The sequence below is a fragment of the Humibacillus xanthopallidus genome (assembly GCF_044793955.1).
Lineage (GTDB): Bacteria > Actinomycetota > Actinomycetes > Actinomycetales > Dermatophilaceae > Humibacillus > Humibacillus xanthopallidus_C.
Genome location: NZ_CP084995.1, coordinates 2010037 through 2030216, shown reverse-complemented (window position 1 = coordinate 2030216; position 20180 = coordinate 2010037). Strand labels below are relative to the sequence as shown.

Sequence of the window (20180 nt, the reverse complement as noted above, 5' to 3'; positions counted from 1 at the left end):
GGGACGATCAGCGCAGGGCCGTCACCGGACGACCATCACGGGGCACTCGGCGTTGTGGATCACGTTGTGGCTGACCGAGCCGAGCAACAGACCCTTGAAGCCGCCCCGACCACGTGAGCCGACGACGACGAGACCGGCGGTGCGGCCGAGATCGGCGATCGCCTGCCCAGGGTCTCCGTAGAGCACCTCCGTCGACACCTTGAGCTCGAGGTGCTTGGACTTCGCGAGCCGGACCGCCGCCGAGAGGGCGTCGTCGGCGTGCTCGCGAAGGCTGTGCGCGTGCACCGTGCCGGCGTGTGCCGTCTCCTCGTAGGCCCAGCTGTCGATCGAGGGCACCTGCACGACGTGTGCGATGCGCAGCTCGGCGCCCTCCTCCATCGCGATGTCGGCTGCCGCCTGCACGGCACGCAGCGCCGGCTCCGAGTCGTCGAAACCGACGACCACCGGGTGGGTGGCATCAGGTCGCACGACCTCTGGCAGCCCCTCGCTGAGGGAGGCCGTCTCGGGCACTTCGGCGTCGGCGGACGCTGCTGCCTCGTGGCTCGGCCGCACGACGACGACGGGGCAGTGGGCGTGCGCGGCGACGGCATACGACGTCGACCCGAGCAGACCCCCGGTGATGCGCCCGCGCCCGCGACTGCCCATGACGACGAGCTCGGCGTCGTGGGACGCCTCGACGATCTGGGCGGCCGGGCTGCCGAGCCAGTACTGCGTCTGGATGCGCGAGGCGTCGAGCGTGTCACCGGCGCGCATGGCACCGTCGTCGACGAGCCGCTTCGCGGCGTCCTGCAGCTCCGGCTCGACCTGGGAGGTGTCGAAGGCCGGGAAGCCCGGGATGAAGCTGAGGTTGACGCTGTGCAGGAGGGTCAGGCGGCTTCCGCGCCGACGCGCCGTGGCAGCCGCCCAGCTGAGGGCCAGCCGCGACTCCGGCGATCCGTCGTAGCCGATGACGACACCGGCAGTGCGAGTGTGGTGACGGCCGGACTCGTCGGCGGTCGGGGCGTCGGCAGCCTCGGTGGGGTTCTCGGTGGTGACCGTCGTGCGGTCCGTTCCCTGGCCGTTCATGATGAGCACGCCTCCTCGCGAAGGCCGGGGCCGTTGCTCCCGGCCACTCCCATCATCGCGCGTTCCGGGCGGCTGGGAGGCAAGTCGTGACGTGTCAGACATGTGACCTGATGGACAGCCGGGGAGCGGACCCGAGGCGGACTCAGGAGTCTCGGGCCGCCGCGGTCGCTCGGTCGTTCGCCTTCTGGATCGCCTCGACGAGCTGGTCCTTGCTCATCGAGGAGCGACCTTTGACATCGAGGCGTCTCGCGATGTCGTAGAGGTGCGCCTTGCTGGCGAACGCGTCGACGCCGCCCTGGGAGTCGCCGTCGTCGCGGTGGGCGCGAGCGTCGGCCCCGCGCCGCGCGGCCTGCGCGTCGCTGGGTCCCTTCTCGGCCTTCTCCTCCCAGTGGTCGCCGACCTTCTCGAAGCTGTGCTTGAGCGACGCGAAGGCGGTGCGGTGGGCCCGCTCACCCTCGCCGTACTGCTCCACCGCCGCGTCGTGGGTGGCCCGCCAGGTGTCCTGGGCCTTGGCCGATGAGCGCTCGATCGTCGAGGGCATGTCGTCGTCACTCCTGCGCTTGCTGGGCATGACCTTCCTCCTGTCGTATGCCGTGTGCCTCCTCGTGCTTCCTACCCAGCGGTCGCGCTCCCCGTCACGTCGAGGGCGCCGCGGCTGCCATGACCGATGCGGCGGCGCGGAGGATGGCGTCGGCGGAGAGGTCGATGTCGTCCTCCGTCGTCGTCGCGTTGGAGACGGAGACCCGGATGAGCCGCTGACCGCGCCAGGTCGTGCCGCCGACCCAGCAGGTGCCGTCGCGCTGCACCGCCGCGATGATCGCGTCGGTGTGCGCGGGGTCGCCGAGGCTCACGAGGAGCTGGTTGAGCACGACGTCGTTGTGCACCGTCGCTCCGCCTGCCTGCAGCCGGCTGGCCATGCGACGGGTCAGGGCACAGGACCGGTCGACGAGGTCGGCGACGCCTTCCGTGCCCAGCTCACGCAGCGCGGCCCAGACAGCGAATCCTCTTGCTCGCCTTGACGACTCGGGCGTTAGATCACCCAGCACGAAGTCGGAGCCGGCGCCTGACCCGGTGAGGTACGACGCGGCATACGACATCGTCTCGGCATGGAGTGCGGCGTCGGCGCAGAAGGCCAGCCCGCTGTCGTAGGGGACGTTGAGCCACTTGTGGGCGTCGGTGCCCCACGAGTCCGCCTCCTCGACCCCGTCGACGAGGTGAGCGGTGCGGGGGCTGGCAGCGGCCCAGAGGCCGAAGGCTCCGTCGACGTGCGCCCACGCACCGTGCCGCTTCGCCAGAGAGATGGCGCGACGCAGGTCGTCGCAGGCACCGGTGTTGACGTTGCCCGCTTGCAGGCAGACGATCACCGGCTGCCCCGCGAGGGTGGCGAGGATGTGACCCAGGGCGTCGACGTCGATGGCACCCTGCGCCGTCGCGGCCACGGGACGGATGGACGACGTGCCGAGGCCGAGCAGCCGGGCGGCGCGGTCGATCGTGGCGTGCCGCTCCTCGCTCGCGACGATCACCGCGCGTGGTGCTCCGCAGAGCCCGTCGCGCTCGACGTCCCAACCGGCGTCGGCGAGCACGCGGTGGCGCCCAACGGCAAGACCGACGGTGTTGGCCGCCTGGGCACCGGTGACGAAGCCGACCGAGGCAGTCGCGGGCAGGCCCAGCAGCTGCTTGGCCCAGGCGCCTGCCGCCCGCTCGGCCGCAGCCGCTGCCGGCGAGAGCACCTCGTTGTAGGCGCACTGGTCCCATCCGGCGGCCAGGATGTCGGCCGCCGTCGCGGACGGTGAGGACCCGCCGATGACGAAGCCGAAGAAGCGCGGCCCCACCGTGCCCACGAGCCCCGGCTCTGCCGCTGCGACGAGCTGGCGGAGCACGTCGTCGGGCCGGGTCCTCCCGGCCGGGAGGTCGCCCCCGAAGGCTGCGGCCAGCGCGGTGGGATCAGGCGCCGGATGGACGGGACGCGTTGCCACCGTCTCGCGGTGGCGGGCACCCACCTGCGCCGCCGTGGTGAGCAGGTGCACCAGGTCGTCGGTCATGGGAGGCACGTTCCTCCGGGGCACGCGGGGAGCGCAAGGGACGACGGGGGCCGCACGGCATACGGCCCCCGTCGTCAGGGTGCGACGAGCTCAGGCGACGCGCTGCTGGGGCGCGGTCTCCGTGGTCTTGCCGGGATCCTTCTCGACGATGTCACCGAGCACCTCGTCGATGCGGGCCATCAGCTCGGGCTCGAGCGTGACGCCGGCAGCCTTGACGTTCTCGGCCACCTGCTCGGGGCGCGAGGCACCGACGAGCGCAGCAGCGACGTTGGGGTTCTGGAGGACCCACGCGACGGCGAGCTGCGCCATCGTCAGGCCGGCCTCGTCGGCGATGGGCTTGAGGCCCTGCACGCGGGTCAGCACGTCGTCGTTCATGAAGCGCTTGATCATGTCGGCGCCGCCCTTCTCGTCGGCGGCACGCGAGCCCTCCGGCGGCTGCTGGCCGGGCTGGTACTTGCCGGTCAGCACGCCCTGCGCGATGGGGCTCCAGACGATCTGGCTGACGCCGAGCTCCTCACACGTCGGCACGACCTCACCCTCGATGACGCGCCAGAGCATGGAGTACTGCGGCTGGCTCGAGATGAGCTGGAAGCCGAGTTCCTTGGAGAGCGCGACACCCTCACGGATCTGCTCGGCGGTCCACTCGCTGACGCCGATGTAGAGAGCCTTGCCCTGGCGGACGATGTCGGCGAAGGCCTGCATCGTCTCCTCGAGCGGCGTCTCGGTGTCGTAGCGGTGGGCCTGGTAGAGGTCGACGTAGTCGGTCTGGAGCCGCTCGAGCGAGCCGTTGATCGACTCCATGATGTGCTTGCGCGAGAGGCCTGTGTCGTTCTTGCCGCCGGGGCCGGTGGGCCAGTAGACCTTCGTGAAGATCTCGAGGCTCTCGCGACGCTCACCCTTGAGGGCCTCGCCGAGGACCGACTCGGCCTTGGTGTTGGCATAGACGTCGGCCGTGTCGAAGGTGCTGATGCCGGCGTCGAGCGCGGCCTGGACGCATTGCGTGGCGACGTCGTTCTCGACCTGCGAGCCATGGGTGAGCCAGTTGCCGTAGGTGATCTCTGAGATCTTGAGTCCGCTGTTGCCGAGGTATCGGAATTCCATGTCACCCACCGTATGCCGCTCGGCCGCGCGCGGCTCGGGGGGTGTCTCGTCTCGCACAGTTCGCTGCTGCGGCCCGCTCGCGGGTGTGGGATGGAGGGAGGAGGAGCCATGGAGGGCGCAGGAGGGTTCCGGCAGCGCATCTGGGCGGTGGTCGTCGCCGTCGCCCTGTCGGTCGCAGCGTGCCAGGGCTCCCCGGAGCAGGCCGCCCCGGCGTCGCCCTCGCCCACGCCGGTGTTCTCGTCGACGACGCGTGCCCAGATCCCCACGAGCACGGCCACAACGGCGCCGACGAGCACCACGACAACCAGCTCGCGCCCTGGACCCACCCCGCCACCGGTCACGGCCACTCGTCCGACAGTCACGCCCTCGCCGCCACCCGTCGCGACCACGGCGCCACCCGTCACGACCACGGCGACGCCGAAGCCGACGTGCTCGATCCCGTCCGCCCTCCTCGGCCGTGACCTGACGACGCTCGGCACGACGCGCAAGGTCGTCGCCCTGACCTTCGACGGCGGCGGCGGCAACGAGGGCGTGGCCTCCGTCCTCCGCACGCTCGCGGCCGAGGGCGTGCCCGGCTCGTTCTTCCTCACGGGGGAGTTCGTCGACGCGTTCCCGGCGAGCGCCAAGGCGATCGCCGCGCGTCACCCGGTCGGCAACCACACCTACCACCACCCCGACCTGACCACGCTGTCGTCGTCGGCGATCCGCACCGAGGTGCGCACGGCAGCCGCGCGCATCACGACCGTGACCGGGCAGGATCCTCGCCCGTGGTTCCGGTTCCCGTTCGGAGCTGTCGACGCGCGCACCGTCTCGGTCGTCAACGCAGAGTGCTATGTGCCCTTCCGCTGGACCGTGGACACACTCGGGTGGAAGGGCACCTCGGGTGGCCAGTCGGTCGCCACGGTGGTGGTTCGGGTGACTGCCTCCCTCGTGCCGGGCCAGATCGTGCTCATGCACGTGGGCGCCCACCCCACCGACCATTCCACCCTCGACGCAGACGCCCTCCCCCGGGTGATCGACGCGCTGCGCGACCGCGGCTACTCCTTCGTGACGCTCGGAGCCGTCATCGGTCCCGCACCCTGACGGACTCGGTGGTTCCGGGGCGGTGACAACGGGTACTCCGGCCCCATGAGCGCCCATACCCCCGCCGACGCGCAGCCCTCCCCACCGGTGGAGCGCGACGAGTCAGCCGACCCCGACGACCCCGCCAAGCCCGACTCGCTCGGCGACCTCCGCCGTGACTCGTGGAGATACGTCGCTCGCCGCACGGTGCGGGAGTTCTCCAAGGACCAGTGCACCGACCTCGCCGCGGCCCTCGTCTACTACTCGGTGCTCGCGATCTTCCCCGCTGCGATCGCGCTCCTCTCGGTCGTCGGGCTGGTCGGCCAGGCTGACCAGACGATTGCCACGGTGACCTCGATCCTCGAGAGCGTCGGGGCAGGCGGCGCCGCGGAGGCGATCACGCCGACGCTGCAGTCGCTCAGCACGTCATCGGGTGCGGGCCTCGCCTTCGTCCTCGGCCTGCTCGCCGCCCTCTGGTCGGCGTCCGGCTACGTGTCGTCGTTCGGGCGGGCGATGAACCGGGTCTACGAGATCCCGGAGGGCCGGCCGTTCTGGAAGCTGCGGCCCCTCATGCTCCTGCTCACCCTCGTCGCGGTGGTGCTCGCGGCAGCGGTGGCCCTCGCGCTCGTGCTCACCGGCCCCGTCGCCGAAGCGGTGGGTGACGTCATCGGGCTCGGCAGCGTGGCCGTCACTGTCTGGGACATCGTCAAGTGGCCGGTCATGATCCTCGCCGTCGCCCTCATCATCGCGCTGCTCTACTACGCCACCCCCAACGTCCAGCAGCCGAAGTTCCGCTGGGTCAGCGTCGGCGCCGTCGTGGCGATCCTCACGTGGGTGCTGGCCTCGGCTGCCTTCGGCGTCTACGTCGCCAACTTCTCCGACTACAACAAGACCTACGGCACGCTCGCCGGAGTCGTCGTCTTCCTGCTGTGGCTGTGGATCACCAACCTCGCGATGCTCTTCGGTGCCGAGCTCGACGCCGAGCTCGAGAGGGCGCGTGAGCTCCAGGCCGGCATGCCCGCCGAGGATTCGATCCAGCTGCCGCCGCGTGACACGACCAAGATCGACAAGGAGGAGCAGAAGCGCGCCGACGAGCTGGAGCAGGGTCGCCAGCTCGCCGACGGGTGAGGCCTCTGTCTGGCTCTCAGGCGTTGATGGTCTTCGTGTCGCGCCAGGAGAACTCCGGCGCGTAGCCGAGCACCCGACGCGCCTTGTCGATCGAGAGCAGGGTGGTGTGCTCACCGATCTCGCCCTTGCGCTCCACGCCGGGGAAGACCTCGTCGAGCAGCTCGGCGTTGGGACGCGTCATCACGGAGTCGGGCGACGCAATGATGAAGCGGTCGAAGCCCGGGGCGTCGAGCTCGAGCGCCTTCTCGACAGCCTGCGCGCCGTCGCGCCCGTCGATGTAGGCCCAGAGGTTCCACTTGCGGTCGCGCGCGTCCGAGTCGAAGGGGAAGTCCGCGTAGTCCTCGACGTCCATGACGTTGGAGAACCGCAGCCCGAAGATCTTGAGGTCCGGGTGCCAGCGGCAGAGCTCGATCGCCAGCTGCTCCTCGAGGTGCTTGACGAGCGAGTAGACGGACTCGGGCCGCGCGGCATACTCCTCGTCGACGGGCACGTAGGGCGGCGGCGTGTCGAAGGGCAGCCCGAGCACCGTCTCGGACGAGGCGTAGACGATGTTGCGGATGCCGAGGCGGATCGCGGCGTGGAAGACGCTGAACGTCGTCACGATGTTGTTGCGGAACGTCTCTATGTCGGGCGACAGCCCGGGAGCCGGGATCGCCGCGAGGTGCACGAGCGCGTCGACGGTGGCCGGCTGGTCGCCGTCTCGGGCACCGCTCAGCGCATCGATGACCTGCCCGTAGTCGGTGAGGTCGACACGCATGAAGCCACCGGCCCGCTCCCCCTCGCGGTCGAGGTTGACGACGGTGTGCCCGTTGTCGGTCAGACGGCGGACGACGTGGCGACCGAGCTTGCCGGTCCCGCCGGTCACGGCGATGCGCATGAGTGCTCCTGGGTTTGTGGCTGGTGTCGAGAACGCTTGCTCCCATACCCGCTCCACGCTAGTCGCGGCCGCGTCACGAGGCCGCGGTGAGCGGCTCCGGCAGTGCGATCACGCCGTCTCGGGTGGCGACGTGGAAGCCGAGCAACCTGACACCGTGCGCTCGGCAGGAGTCGATCGCGCGCTGGTGCCAGGCCCGGTCGATGTCGGTCGGCACACCGCAGCCCGGCCGGCCACGGCCCATGAGCAACGACCCACCGCGCTCGACCACGAGCGGCAGGAGGAGGTCGAGCAGCGAGACCAGCGCACTGAGGTCGGCGTCGTGCGGCACGTCCGACAGGACGATGGGCAGGATGCCGCGGTGCTCCTCGTCGCACACCATGAGGGCCACACAGCCGTCCCTGCGATCGCCGTCGCCGATCAACAGGTCGATCACGTCGGCCGCGATGCGACGGTCGGTGAGCGGGATGTTCCTGACGTCCTTGGGCAGGTCTTCGAAGGTCATGCCGGTCATCGTCGCCCTGATGAGCGATCCGGCCGCCGAGTTTTCCCCAGGCACCGCCGGCGTATGCCGTGGGGCGCGCTCCCGGCTCCACGTCCACTCGACGTGGAGCCGGGAGTCACCTGCGGGACACCGTCCCCTCTCAGTCGAGGGCGATGCGTGCGCCGAAGATGTCCTGGTCGAGGCCGCCTCCGTTGCCGCAGTTGTCGCCGGTGTAGGGCGCATCCGCTCGGGCGAGCGGGACATCCCGGTTGACCTCCGCCGTGGTGCGACCGAGGTCGATGCGGCACTGCTGCACGTCGAAGCCGTCGACGAAGCCGGCCTGCGCCTCGGTCTCCCGCGGGTCCTCGCCGGGGACGACCTGACGGTTGTCGGTCCACGCCGCGTAGGCGAAGAGACCGCCGGGAGCGGCACCGTTGCCGTCGGCGATCGCGACCCAGTTGTAGTCGCCCTGGAACGGGATGTCGCGACTGCCGAACATCTCGTAGGAGGGCTGGTGCGTCACGGCCGAGATCCTGCCGATCGGTGTCCACGTGACGCCGTTGGTCGAGGTCGCGCCGTAGGTGGCGACGACGTCCATGCCACTGCTGACCGCCCTGCCCTGGGTGTCGAGTTCGTTGCCGAGGGGCCGCTGGACGGAGTACGCGTCGTCGGTTCGGTTGTCCTGCCAGATGGCGACGAGCCTGCCACCGTAGGCGTCGACGTCCGGGAAGAACTGGTGGCCGGGGTCACCGGGCGACGGGTCGACCGGCACCGCCTGTGTCCACGTGCTGGCGTCGTCGGTCGACGTCGTCACGTAGGCGAGCGATCGTCCGACCGTGCCGGCGCTGGCCGATGCGAACGCGGTCTCGCTCGGCACCACACTGGCCGGATCGATGGCGTTCCACGTGGCGAACACGCCCGGGACAGCACCGGTCTGATCAGCAGTCAGTCTCGGCTCCAACGGGATTCGCGGGAAGACGTAGCTCGGTGGTGCGCACACGAATGGCCCGTCGCCGCAGTCACGAGCCCCGCCGATGTTGGGGAAGTAGCTCGTGAAGGCAGCGATCTGGCGTGGCTTGCCGAAGGTCGCTCCCCCGTCCGACGACCGCACGACCCGCATGCCGTTGACCTGGACGCCGCCGATGCCGGCGAACGAACGCCACGAGACGTAGACGTCGCCGTCGTGCTCCACGGCGATGTCGCAGCCCTGCACCGCGCCGTCGGAGACGATCTCGCCGTTCTGGAAGGTCGCCCCGTGGTCGGTCGATCGCGCGAAGTAGATCTTGCTGCGCCCGGCGTTGCCCTGGAACTTCGTCCAGCAGAAGTAGACGTTGTCCTCGAACGGGCTGGCTGTGCTGCGGTCGACCTCCATCAGCGGCTTGTCCTGGAAGATGCCGGCCAACGACGGCGTGCCGGCCTTGTCGATGATGCGCGTCCTCACGTAGTCCTTCGGCAGCTGGCCGGTCGGACCTGCGGGCCCGGGGTTGGCGGCATAGGTGGAGACGAAGACGGAGCCGTTCTGCGGCATCGCCCGGTTGAACGCGATCCCGCCCACGAAGAGGCGGCCGTCGTTGTCGAAGGCCACGAGCGGGTCACCGGAGTCGGTGCGGCCCTTGAGCGGTGAGGCTAGGCCTTCGATCGAGCTGTCGAGCGGGTAGCCCGGCAGGGACGAGTTGAGCCAGCTACGCCCGCCATCGGTCGAGAAGCCGAGTCCCATCCACCCGGCGGCGAGGTCGGTCATGCAGTAGTCGTTCCAACCGGCGACGACGACGTCGGGGTTGGTCGGGTCGATGGCCACCGTGGGCTCGTTGCCCTGCCGTCGGTTGCCGCCGTCGTTCGAGTCCGCGTCGCCGTCGCCCGCGACGTCGTCGGGCGCGGAATCGGTCGCTGGGTCGCCGCAGTGGGCGATGGCTTGGTCGGTGCCGCCGTCATGGCGCGTGTAGGCGCCGTCATCGGTCACCGCGTAGTCAACGGTCGGGGATGCGGCGCTCGGGATGCTGAAGGCCAGGGGAAGCAGGGCTGTGGTGGCGCACACGACGGCGCCAACCACCAATCGGTGTCTCATGTCTCTCCTCCTCGAGAGAGCCCCGAGTGATCTGACCACTCCACGTTGCTCCTCGCCGGGCGCTTTGTCTGCGGTTTGGCCGCCTGGGTCGGCTCACGAGCCCCGTCTCGTGCGCGTCGCTGACCTGCTGCTCCCCTCGACGTGGGCCCGACGGACCGGGATCTGGCGACCACCACCGCGCCAACTCCGTTGGTGGACAGCGGTATTGGTGCATCTATCCCCTTGACTCCCAATTAGAACTTATGTTCTAATTGGGAGTCAAGGGGATAGATGTCGGGGAGGTGCAGCATGACCACGGCAGGCCACGTGCTGCTCCATGGCGACGGCGCCTCACACTCGCAGGCCCCCGCCTCGGACGCAGTGATCGACGTCCAGGACCTCGTTGACCTCTACCGTCGACGCGACGCGACACGCGCCCCGCTCACCCAGCAGGACCTCACGCTGGTCGAGCGCGTGGTGCGCACCGGTATCGCCCAGCACCTGCTCGCACATCAGCTGCCCCGGCTGGTGGCAGAGCTGCTCGAGGCTGCCGCCGACGACGTCGGCTCGCCGCCCCCGACTGACATCGAGACGGCAGCCAACGCCGACCTTCGCGTCTTCGAGGCGGTGGAGCGGTGCAAGGCCGTGCTCGACGCCGTGGGCCTCGAGGCTCTCGCACGGCTGCAGACCGACATCGAGTCGAGTGAGCACGCCCGTTTCGCCGAGCTCGGCGGCCGGGTGCCACCGGGCTGGCTCGACCCTGCGGAGCTCACAGCGATGGAGGTCACCACCGCAACCGGGCTGGGCAGCCACGACATCCACGCTCGCCTGGGCCTGGCCACGGCCCGCACCGCCACGGCAGCCGAGCTGCGATCACGCCTGCAATCCGGCTACGTCAGCCTGCACCGTGCGACCACCATCCACGCCGAGACGCGCACCCTGCCCGACGACGTCGGCCTCGAGATCATCGACACGGTGCTTCGCGAGAAGGACGGCGCTCCCCCGTCGCCCAGCCTCTTCCGCCAGCGACTCAGCCGCGCGTGCCTGGCAGCAGACCGCGAGGCGGCCGAGCGGCGCCGTGCCGCCCGGCAGCGGCGCCGCGGTGCCTATGCCGAGATCGACCCCGACGGTCTGGGCTCCCTGCACGTGACCAACGACGCCGACAAGATCATCGCGGCGATGGAGCGGGTCGAGGCCATCGCGCGGGCAGCCCGGCAGGGCGGCGACTCGCGCGACCTCGACACCCTGCGAGCCGAGGTGATCACCGACATCCTCATGTTCGGCTGGCCGAGCACGTCCGAGATGCCGGCCTTCGGTGATGACCAACCATCCCTTGGCTGCAGCCCCGACTGTGTGGCAGGTCGAGACACCCTACACGCGGAGCAGGGGTCGGCGGCAGAGACCTCCGGGCCCACAACGCGTGACCCGTCGACGACGGGTGGCCAGCCAGGTCGCACCGATGGGGCCGGTCGAGCTTCGGCGGGGCGAGCCGGACGAGCGGAGGGCTCCGTCGGCCGATTCGATCAGCCTCGCGTCATCGAGGACTGGTTCACCCGCCTCGGGCAGCACCCGGCCGCCAGCGTCCGCATCATCGTCCCGTTCACCACCGCCGTCGGGGCCACCGACGCTCCGTGCGAGCTGCCCGGATACGGCTGGGTGGTGGCCGATCACGCCCGCGAGATCATCCTCAACTCCGGTTCGACGTGGCACCGGCTCGCCGTCGATGCCGACACCGGCAGGGCCATCAGCCTCGAGACCAAGGCCTATCGACCCACCGCGGCGATGCGCGAGCACGTCGAGGCCGTCGACGGCACGTGCAGGGCTCCCGGGTGCACCGTGCCGGCGTCACGCTGCGACCTCGACCACGACATCCCCTGGCCACACGGCCCCACCGACGTCAGCAACCTCACGAGCAAGCACCGTCCGCACCACAACGCGCACACGCATGGGCACTGGCGCGTCGGGCGAGACGGCGCCGACACCGTCCGCTGGCGCACCAAGGCCGGGCGCACCTACGAGACCAAGCCCAAGGACTGGCTCGAGGTTTTGCGCCCCGGGAGAGCTCCGTCGAGAGCTCCGGAGAGACGATCCCTCCCGCCGACCGACGACGATCCACCGCCCTTCTGAGGTACGTCTCCGTCGCGCCCTCTGGCGTCGTGCCAGCAGTCCCCTGAGACCAGCACTCGCCAGAGTGTCAGCCTCCCCACCGCCCTCCCATTCGGCCGGCCCGGCGTGCCCAGGTGAGAGGCGGACCAAGCGACCGGCATACGCGGAGGTGACAGTCGTCACGGAGCCGCGCCGGCGCTGGGCGTGAACGTCATCGGCACTACCGGTTTTGGCCGAATCGGCGGAATCTTCACGTGGCCTCGCTCGTTGGTCGGCTGAGAGCACCGTGGACACGAAGGTCCACCGCCCGGCCTGAAGGGGGCACATCGTGAGGCAGAGGAAGTACGAGGAGTTCGACGCCGACAACGGCACCGCGCTGCGCTACAGCCGGCACGAGAACGGCGGCGGCTTCGTCGAGTCACGCGCTCGCGTGGCAGCCACAGCCCACGTCGGCCCGTCCGCCTACGTCGACCGCGGTGCCATCGTCGGCGCCTATGCCCGCATCGGTTCAGGAGCGTGGATCGACGGCGGAGCGATCGTGCACGAGGGTGCCGTGATCGGTCCGGCCGCACACGTCGGCCCCGGTGCCGTGGTCGGCCGGGGCTCCAAGATCGGTGCGCGCGTCAAGATCGGCGCCGACGCCCACGTCTGGGACGCGGCCCGCGTCGAGAGTGACGAGATCATCCGTCCGGCTGCCGTCGTGCACGCCAGCAGCCGGGGGCGACGCGCCGCCTGACCCGGCCTGTTTCCATGGCTCGGCTCTAGGACGCGCCCGAGGCTGCGCGGACGGCAGCAGCGACCGCCGGCGCCACCGAGGAGTCGAAGACGCTGGGGATGATGAAGCTCGGGTTGAGCTCCTCCGGTTCCACGCAATCGGCGATCGCCGTTGCCGCGGCGACCATCATCGCGTCGGTGATGTCGGAGACGCCGGCGTCGAGCAGCCCACGGAAGAAGCCGGGGAAGACGAGCACGTTGTTGATCTGGTTCGGGTAGTCGGACCGGCCGGTCGCGACCACCGTCGCGTGCTGGCTCGCCGCGATGGGGTCGACCTCGGGCACGGGGTTGGCCATGGCGAAGACGATCGCGTCAGGAGCCATGGTCGCGATGTCCTCACCCGTGAGCAGGTCGGGGGCGGAGACCCCGATGAAGACGTCGGCGCCCGCGAGGACCTCTGTGAGCGAGCCGGTCGCGTGGGCCGTGTTGGTGTGATCGGCAATCCACTGGCGGAAGGGCTCCATCCCCTCGTGCCCGTTGTGCACGGCACCGTCGCGGCCGCAGCCGATGATGTCGCGCGCACCCTGGGTCAGCAGGAGCCGGATGATGGCGTGGCCGGCGGCCCCCACGCCGGAGACCACGATGCGCACGTCCTCGATCGACTTGCCCACGACGCGCAGGGCATTGGTGAGCGCGGCCAGCACGACGATGGCCGTGCCGTGCTGGTCGTCGTGGAAGACGGGGATGTCGAGCATCTCGCGCAGGCGTGCCTCGATCTCGAAACACCTTGGCGCAGAGATGTCCTCGAGGTTGATGCCGCCATAGACAGGGGCGATGGCGCGCACGATCTCGACGATCTCGTCGGAGTCCTGGGTGTCGAGGCAGACCGGCCAGGCATCGACCCCGCCGAACTGCTTGAAGAGGGCCGCCTTGCCCTCCATCACCGGGAGCGCCGCGAGCGGGCCGATATTGCCGAGCCCGAGCACCGCCGACCCGTCGGTGACCACGGCCACCGTGTTGCGCTTGATGGTGAGGCGGCGGGCGTCCTCGGGGTGCTCGGCGATGGCGAGGCAGATGCGGGCAACACCGGGGGTGTAGGCGCGCGAGAGGTCGTCGCGGTGCTTGAGCGGCACCTTGGGGTTCACCTCGATCTTGCCGCCGAGGTGGAGCAGGAAGGTCTGGTCGCTCACCTTGCGCACGGCCGCGCCGGGCATGCTCGCGATGGCATCCGTGATGCGAGCGCCGTGGTCCTCGTCCTTCGTGTCGCACGTGACGTCGACGACGAGTCGGTCGGTGCGGCTCTCGGCGACGTCGAGCGCGGTCAGGGCACCCCCGGCGGAGGCGACAGCCGTGGTGAGCGCCGCGGTGGCGGTGGCTCCTGCGGGCAGCTCGACCCGGACGGTGATCGAGTAGCCGGGACTCGGCATGGCCATGAGCAGTCCTCCTGCGACGGTGCAACGGTGCGGTCCCCGACTCCCCCATCCTCCACCCGCGCGGTGCCGGCGCGCGCCAGCGACACCGGGCGACACGGCATACGGCACAAAGGGGGCGCGGTCTGTGGTTTCGAGGACCATCTGCGTGGGCGTGCCTACTGTGGGAGGTGGCCAGTCGGCCCTCCGGGACGCCCGCGCTGGTTGTGGACGAGCGTCGCTGCTCGTTGCGTGGTCGACGCGTCCAGCCCCAGCCCCGGGGATCTGGAGGACCTCATGACGATGCACGCCGAACCCTCGACCTCGACCGGTGCGCCGCCGGCGTCGGGCGCGCTCGACGCCCCCACCCGCGCCGCGCTCTTCGAGACGATGGTGCTCTGCCGGACGTACGAGGAGGCCATCCTTCGCGAGTACCACGCCGACAAGGGGCCGGGCTTCGACATCGGCAAAGGCCTCGTGCCGGGTGAGATGCACCTCTCGGCGGGCCAGGAGCCCGTCGCAGCCGGTGTGTGCGCGCACCTCACGACGGACGATGCCGTCACGGCGACGCATCGACCGCACCACCTCGCGATCGCCCACGGCATGGACCTGCGCGCGATGACCGCCGAGATCTTCGGCCGGGAGACCGGACTCGGTCGGGGTCGCGGTGGTCACATGCACCTCTTCGACCCGGCCACGCACTTCTCCTGCTCGGGCATCATCGCCGAGGGCTACCCGCCCGCGCTCGGTCAGGCGTTCGCGTTCCAGCGCAAGCAGACCGATCGGATCGCGGTCGCGGTGACCGGTGAGGGCGCCGCCAACCAGGGCGCCTTCCACGAGTCCCTCAACCTCGCGGCCCGGTGGTCGCTCCCCGTCGTCTTCGTCGTCGAGGACAACGACTGGGCGATCTCGGTGCCGCGCGGGGTCGCGACCGCGATCCCATCGAATGCGGATCGTGCTGCTGCGTATGGCATTCCGGGCGAGCGCGTCGAGGACAACGACGTCGAGGCAGTGTATGCCGCAGCGGAGCGGGCCGTCGTCCGTGCGCGGTCGGGCGCCGGCCCCTCGCTCATCGAGGTGCACACGCTGCGGTTGTGGGGCCACTTCGAGGGCGACGCTCAGGGCTACCGGCCAGAGCTCGCAGAGGTGCCCTCCCATGACCCGATTCCACGCTACGAGAGCACCCTTCGCGAGTCGGGAGTGCTCGACGACGACGCGGTGCAGCGCATCCGTGCCGCAGCCGCAGAGCGCGTCGAGGACGCGATCGCCTATGCGAAGTCCAGCCCGTTGCCCGACCCCCCGTCGGCGACCTCCTACGTGTTCGCCTGAGGAGACGACGATGACTATCACCGACACCCCCGCCGCCCCCGCCCCGCAGGTCAGTCGACGCCTCACCACCTCGAAGGCCATGGTCGAGGCGATCGCGCAGGAGATGGACCGCGACCCCTCCGTCATCTACCTCGGCGAGGACGTCGGCGCCTACGGCGGGATCTTCAGCTCCACCACCGACCTGCTCGCCCGCTTCGGGCCCGACCGCATCATCGACACCCCCATCTCGGAGACGGCCTTCATCGGGCTCGGCATCGGCGCGGCCGTCGAGGGCATGCGTCCGATCGTCGAGCTGATGTTCGCCGACTTCATGGGCGTGTGCCTTGACCAGATCTACAACCACATGGCCAAGATCCACTTCGAGTCCGGCGGCAACGTCAAGGTGCCCATGGTGCTGACCACTGCGGTCGGCGGCGGCTACTCCGACGGCGCTCAGCACTCGCAGTGCCTCTGGGGCACGTTCGCCCACCTGCCCGGCATGAAGGTCGTCGTGCCGAGCAACCCGGCCGACGCCAAGGGCCTCATGACCTCCGCGATCCGCGATGACAACCCAGTCGTCTACATGTTCCACAAGGGCGTCATGGGACTGCCCTGGATGGCGAAGAACGCTCGGTCGGTGGGCGATGTGCCGGACGGCGAGCACCTCGTGCCCATCGGCAAGGCCGCGGTGGCACGGTCGGGCAAGGACGTCACGGTCGTGACGCTCTCGCTCTCGGTCCACCACGCGCTCGATGTCGCCGAGAAGCTGGCCGGCGAGGGCGTCGAGGTCGAGGTGATCGACCTGCGCAGTCTGGTGCCGCTCGACCGCGAGGCGATCGTGACCTCCGTGGCCAAGACCGGGCACCTCGTCGTCGTCGACGAGGACTACCTGTCGTTCGGCCTGTCAGGCGAGGTCGTCGCCACCGTCACAGACCACGACCCGATGCTGCTCAAGGCACCCGTCCACCGGGTCGCCGTGCCCGACGTGCCCATCCCCTACGCCCACGGGCTGGAGTACGCCGTCCTTCCGCGGCCCGACCGCATCGAGGCCGCGATCCGCAGGTCGTTGGCGCTGTGACCGACGTTCTCTTTCCACCACTGTCGGTGGAGAAGCCCGACACCGAGGGCATCCTCGCCACGTGGTTCGTCAGCGACGGAGCCGCCGTCGCTGCCGACCAGCTCATCGCCGAGGTCCAGGTCGACAAGGTGTCGGCCGACGTGGTCGCCCCCGTGGCTGGCGTCATCCATCTGCTCGTGCCCGAGGAGGCCGTCGTGACCCAGGGGGCGCCCATCGCGCGCATCGACTGAGAAGGAGCGGTATGCCGCTCAGCCGGCGTCCGAGAGCCAGTTGAGCGGCATACGGGCTGCGTGAAGGTTCCCCTACGGCAGGCCGACGAGCTCAGCGGAGAGATCCCACAGCCGTGCCGCCGCGGTCGCGTCATACGACGCCTGCGAGGACCGCTTCGGTGTCGCGTTCGCGTAGTACAGCCCAGTGGCCCCCTCGACCTCAGGAGCCGAGGCAAGATGGATCGACGTGCGGGCGCCGGCTTCGGGGCTCTTCATGAAGGGGCGCACCAGGGGAAGCATCAGGCGCATCCAGCCCATGGAGTCCTCACGCCCGAAGTTGGTGCGGACGACGCCGGGGTGCAGCACGGTGGCAGTCACGCCCGTGCCCTCCAGGCGGCGGGCGAGTTCGTAGCTGAACATGACGTTCGCCAGCTTGGACTGGTTGTACGCGCGCTGACCGTTGTAGTCCTCTGCGCCCATCAGGTCGGCGAAGTCGATCCGTCCCATCGCCTGAGCGCCCGAGGAGACGGTGACGATGCGCGCGGGGGCGCTCCCGCGGAGCCTCTCGAGAAGCAGGTTGGTCAGCAGGAAGGGCGCGAGATGGTTCACCGCGAAGGTCCGTTCAAAGCCCTCCTCCGTCGCGTGCCGCGTCGCCCAGTATCCGCCGACGTTGTTCACGAGCACGTCGAGGCTGGGGTATGCCGTGAGCACCTCCTCCGCGAGCACGCGCACCTGACGGAGCGATGACATGTCGGCGGTGAAGACGTCGGCCTCCCCGCCAGCGTCGCGTATGCGCCCCGCGGTGGCGTCGGCACGCTGCCGGTCGCGCCCGACGAGCCCCACCCGAGCCCCGTGACCGGCGAGACCAGCGGCCGTCGCGCCGCCGATCCCACCCGTCCCGCCGGTGACGAGCACCGTCTTGCCGGTCATGAGGGCCATCGTCAACGCACGATCTTGAAGTTGAACATCGGGGTGCCGAGCGCGCCCATGAGACGGAGCCACACCGGTAGCAGCATCTCGGTGCCACGGGCAGTGCTGATGTCGCCGAGGTCGATGACGTCGCTGTGACCGAAGTTCGTGAGCAGCTCCGACACCGTGGCCTTCGCGACCGGGTCGTCACCTGAGACGAAGACCGTCGAGTCGGCGCCCAGGTCCTTGGGGCGGACCATCAGGTTGGCGTTCAGCGTGTTCAGGGTCTTGACGACCTTCGTGTCCGGGAACGCCCGCTGGACCTGCTCGCCCAGGGAGTCGGTGTCCTTGACGAAGAGGGTAGGCGGGAAGCCGCCCGAGAAGTCGAGGGGGTTGGAGATGTCGACGAGCACCTTGCCGGCGAGGTTGTCGGGCCCAGCCTGCTCGAGGACGCTCAGGGTGGCGGCGCCGCCTGTCGCATTGATGACCAGCTCGCTGGCTGCGGCCGCGTCAGCGAACGTGGCGAGTCCGACGCCCGGATGCTGGCCGTGCCAGGCCTTGAACGGCGGGTTGCCCATGCCGTCGGGCTCGGTTCGAGCCAGGGTGGCCTGCGGGTCGCGCGTGCCGACGACGACCTCGTGACCGAGCTCGTTGAGCCGCCCCGCAAGGGCCTGGCCGACCATGCCGGTGCCGAGGACTGCGATCTTCATGTGAGTACTCCTGAGAGAGATGGGGAAGGGCGCAACTAGACAGACCTGTCTGCCCGATGGCCATAACGTAGCAGACAGCTCGGTCTACTCACAAGCCGTGTCGAGTGGTAGGCAGACAGACCAGTTTGTTGTAATGGAGTGGTGACCCCCGCAACACCTTCGCCCCTCCCGACCGTCGACCTCGGACCTAACCCGACGCCGGCGACCCCGCGGGTGAGCGCCGCGCGCGAGCGCATTCTCGCGACCGCGTTCCGCCTCTTCTACGCCAAGGGGATCAGGGCCGTCGGGGTGGACCTCATCATCGCCGAGTCGGGGGTTGCCAAGGCGACGTTCTACAAGCACTTCCCGGCGAAGGACGACCTCGTCCTCGCCTATCTCGACAAGGTCGACGGCATCTGGTCCGGCCAGCTGCACGATGCCGCCGCCGCCGCCGGTCCCGACCCTGCGCACCAGCTCGTCGGCCTCTTCGATGCGCTCGGCAGCGCGTGCCGACGCGAGGGCTACCGCGGCTGCGCGTTCATCAACGCGGCAGCAGAGTCGTCGCCGGGGACACCGATCCACGAGCGCACCGTCGCGCACAAGGCGTCAGTCCTGGCCTGGGTGCGCGAACTCGCGCAGCAGGCGGGTGCGCCCGACCCGGCAGGCCTGGCCCGGTCACTCACCCTGCTGCTCGACGGCGGACTGGCCAGCGGAGCCCTCGACGCCAGTCCAGAGGCTCCCGAGGCGGCCAAGGCATCGGCGCGTGCTCTCGTGGCTGCCGTCGGCACCGGGCCCTTCGCCTCTGGCATCGATCCGACCCCGCGGTGAGGCTCGGGATGTAGGGGTCGTGGGCCCCGGATCCTTGAGGAGGAGCCATGCGAAGCAGCCGAATCAGACGAGGGCTCAGCATGATCGCGGCGGTGGGGCTGGGGGTGGCACTGACCACGACGGCCCAGGCTGCGACGCCGGACGACATGCACTACCCGGCCGCGAGCGTCGCTTACGAGACATTCGACATCGGCAGCCGGGGGGTGCAGTACACGCACGTCAACGGGATCAACAACAACGGGGTGATCGTCGGCGACTACGGGGACAGGCAGGGGCAGCACGGGTTCGTCAAGGATGGTGAATCGGTCTCCGTCATCAATGTGCCCGGGGCGAAGCGCACCATCCTGACGTCGGTCAACGATGCAGGGACCGTCGTGGGGGTCTACGTGACCGCGGGCAGCAGCATCCAACACGGATTCATGCAGTCGGCCTCGGGCGAGTTCACCGCGCTCGACGAGCCCCTCGCGGCGAGCACCGAGAGGCGGGACTACTGGGGCACCGTGCCGGAAGGCATCAACAACGCCGGCGTCGTTGTCGGCTACTACTTCACGACCAGCCCCAGGGGCGCGACCTGCGGCGACAAGCCATGCGACAAGACCGTCTCTCACGGCTTCAGCTGGAATGGCGACTTCACGACCTACGACCCCCCGGACGTGTCCACCGAGGACAACCCGCGGACCGGCACCAGGCTCTTCGACATCAACAACGACAACGTCGTGGTCGGCTCCTACCTCTACCTCGACAGTGAGCAGGTGGGTGTGACACCGGGCTTCAGGGTGCTCCTCTCCGGCGAGGGCTTCACGACCTACATCGACCCGGGGTTCCCGGCCAACTGGTGCTGGTCGACAACGCCGTCCTCGATCAACGACAGCGGCACCATCGCAGGCCTGACCGTCAACGGGTGCGGCATGAGCGACCTGGCGTGGCTGCTCCCCGCCGGTGACACCACCTTCGCCACGGCCACCGAGGTCGACCCGCCCAGCAGCATCTACACCGAGGTCTGCGACATCAACAACACCGGGGTCGTCGTCGGCTCCTGGACCGACTCCGACGGGCGCGCGCACGGCTTCATCGCGACCCCGCTGTGACCACCGTTGCTGGCACAGGCGATCAGCACGATGTGACGTGAA

The 20180-nt window shown here is 69.8% G+C and carries 19 protein-coding genes; 9 read left to right on the top strand and 10 right to left on the bottom strand.

Annotated elements, in window-relative coordinates:
• Nucleotides 1-21: 21 nt before the first annotated feature.
• The 4 genes from LG278_RS08985 to LG278_RS08970 all read right to left on the bottom strand — a co-directional run bounded on the left by LG278_RS08985 (nt 22) and on the right by LG278_RS08970 (nt 4208).
• On the bottom strand, nt 22-1065 hold the full coding sequence (locus LG278_RS08985) for a universal stress protein (RefSeq protein ID WP_404393005.1): 1044 nt from the start codon (nt 1063-1065) through the stop codon (nt 22-24).
• A gap of 142 nt (nt 1066-1207) precedes the next feature.
• Nucleotides 1208-1636, bottom strand: coding sequence for a ChaB family protein (locus LG278_RS08980; protein ID WP_404393003.1), 429 nt, complete (start codon nt 1634-1636; stop codon nt 1208-1210).
• A gap of 64 nt (nt 1637-1700) precedes the next feature.
• Nucleotides 1701-3107 carry a pyridoxal phosphate-dependent decarboxylase family protein gene (locus LG278_RS08975; protein WP_404393001.1) on the bottom strand — a complete coding sequence of 469 codons (1407 nt, stop codon included), beginning with the start codon at nt 3105-3107 and terminating at the stop codon, nt 1701-1703.
• 90 nt (nt 3108-3197) lie between these two features.
• A complete protein-coding gene (locus LG278_RS08970) occupies nt 3198-4208 on the bottom strand; it encodes an aldo/keto reductase family protein (protein ID WP_404392999.1) in 1011 nt (336 codons plus the stop codon).
• A 108-nt stretch (nt 4209-4316) separates the two neighbouring features.
• Between LG278_RS08970 and LG278_RS08965 the strand changes: the two genes are divergently transcribed.
• Both LG278_RS08965 and LG278_RS08960 read left to right on the top strand, forming a co-directional pair.
• Nucleotides 4317-5291, top strand: a complete 975-nt coding sequence (locus LG278_RS08965; protein WP_404392997.1) for a polysaccharide deacetylase family protein — start codon at nt 4317-4319, stop codon at nt 5289-5291.
• 45 nt (nt 5292-5336) lie between these two features.
• Nucleotides 5337-6398 carry a YihY/virulence factor BrkB family protein gene (locus tag LG278_RS08960; protein WP_404392995.1) on the top strand — a complete coding sequence of 354 codons (1062 nt, stop codon included), beginning with the start codon at nt 5337-5339 and terminating at the stop codon, nt 6396-6398.
• A 16-nt stretch (nt 6399-6414) separates the two neighbouring features.
• Here the strand turns inward: LG278_RS08960 and LG278_RS08955 are convergent, their stop codons facing one another.
• The 3 genes from LG278_RS08955 to LG278_RS08945 form a co-directional block, all read right to left on the bottom strand.
• Nucleotides 6415-7275: an NAD-dependent epimerase/dehydratase family protein gene (locus tag LG278_RS08955; protein WP_404392993.1), complete on the bottom strand. Its 861-nt coding sequence runs from the start codon at nt 7273-7275 to the stop codon at nt 6415-6417.
• Nucleotides 7276-7348: 73 nt separating this feature from the next.
• Nucleotides 7349-7777, bottom strand: a complete 429-nt coding sequence (locus tag LG278_RS08950; protein WP_404392991.1) for a hypothetical protein — start codon at nt 7775-7777, stop codon at nt 7349-7351.
• A 139-nt stretch (nt 7778-7916) separates the two neighbouring features.
• Nucleotides 7917-9821, bottom strand: a complete 1905-nt coding sequence (locus LG278_RS08945) for a hypothetical protein (protein ID WP_404392989.1) — start codon at nt 9819-9821, stop codon at nt 7917-7919.
• A 288-nt stretch (nt 9822-10109) separates the two neighbouring features.
• Here LG278_RS08945 and LG278_RS08940 point away from each other — a divergent pair, with 288 nt between their 5' ends.
• Together LG278_RS08940 and LG278_RS08935 are read left to right on the top strand one after the other, a co-directional pair.
• The gene (locus tag LG278_RS08940; protein ID WP_404392987.1) at nt 10110-11927 is read left to right on the top strand and encodes an HNH endonuclease signature motif containing protein; all 1818 of its coding nucleotides are present in this window, start codon (nt 10110-10112) and stop codon (nt 11925-11927) included.
• Nucleotides 11928-12234: 307 nt separating this feature from the next.
• Nucleotides 12235-12642, top strand: coding sequence for a transferase (locus tag LG278_RS08935; protein WP_404392985.1), 408 nt, complete (start codon nt 12235-12237; stop codon nt 12640-12642).
• A 25-nt stretch (nt 12643-12667) separates the two neighbouring features.
• Here LG278_RS08935 and LG278_RS08930 read toward each other — a convergent pair whose 3' ends face one another.
• On the bottom strand, nt 12668-14053 hold the full coding sequence (locus LG278_RS08930; protein WP_404392983.1) for an NAD-dependent malic enzyme: 1386 nt from the start codon (nt 14051-14053) through the stop codon (nt 12668-12670).
• Nucleotides 14054-14326: 273 nt separating this feature from the next.
• On the opposite strand from LG278_RS08930, the gene LG278_RS08925 reads away from it, so the two are divergent.
• Genes LG278_RS08925 through LG278_RS08915 form a run of 3 tightly spaced genes read left to right on the top strand, consistent with a single transcriptional unit; the run spans nt 14327 to nt 16645 of the window.
• Nucleotides 14327-15358, top strand: coding sequence for a thiamine pyrophosphate-dependent dehydrogenase E1 component subunit alpha (locus LG278_RS08925; RefSeq protein WP_404392981.1), 1032 nt, complete (start codon nt 14327-14329; stop codon nt 15356-15358).
• Nucleotides 15359-15368: 10 nt separating this feature from the next.
• Complete coding sequence (locus tag LG278_RS08920; RefSeq protein WP_404392979.1) at nt 15369-16415, top strand: alpha-ketoacid dehydrogenase subunit beta; 1047 nt, start codon at nt 15369-15371, stop codon at nt 16413-16415.
• Between the two features lie 26 nt (nt 16416-16441).
• Nucleotides 16442-16645, top strand: coding sequence for a lipoyl domain-containing protein (locus LG278_RS08915; RefSeq protein WP_404392977.1), 204 nt, complete (start codon nt 16442-16444; stop codon nt 16643-16645).
• Nucleotides 16646-16717: 72 nt separating this feature from the next.
• Here the strand turns inward: LG278_RS08915 and LG278_RS08910 are convergent, their stop codons facing one another.
• Both LG278_RS08910 and LG278_RS08905 read right to left on the bottom strand, forming a co-directional pair.
• Nucleotides 16718-17554, bottom strand: coding sequence for an SDR family NAD(P)-dependent oxidoreductase (locus tag LG278_RS08910; RefSeq protein WP_404392975.1), 837 nt, complete (start codon nt 17552-17554; stop codon nt 16718-16720).
• 11 nt (nt 17555-17565) lie between these two features.
• The gene (locus LG278_RS08905) at nt 17566-18243 is read right to left on the bottom strand and encodes an NADPH-dependent F420 reductase (RefSeq protein ID WP_404392973.1); all 678 of its coding nucleotides are present in this window, start codon (nt 18241-18243) and stop codon (nt 17566-17568) included.
• 213 nt (nt 18244-18456) lie between these two features.
• On the opposite strand from LG278_RS08905, the gene LG278_RS08900 reads away from it, so the two are divergent.
• Both LG278_RS08900 and LG278_RS08895 read left to right on the top strand, forming a co-directional pair.
• Nucleotides 18457-19050 carry a TetR/AcrR family transcriptional regulator gene (locus LG278_RS08900; protein ID WP_404392971.1) on the top strand — a complete coding sequence of 198 codons (594 nt, stop codon included), beginning with the start codon at nt 18457-18459 and terminating at the stop codon, nt 19048-19050.
• 47 nt (nt 19051-19097) lie between these two features.
• Nucleotides 19098-20138, top strand: a complete 1041-nt coding sequence (locus tag LG278_RS08895) for a hypothetical protein (RefSeq protein ID WP_404392969.1) — start codon at nt 19098-19100, stop codon at nt 20136-20138.
• Nucleotides 20139-20180 lie beyond the last annotated feature (42 nt).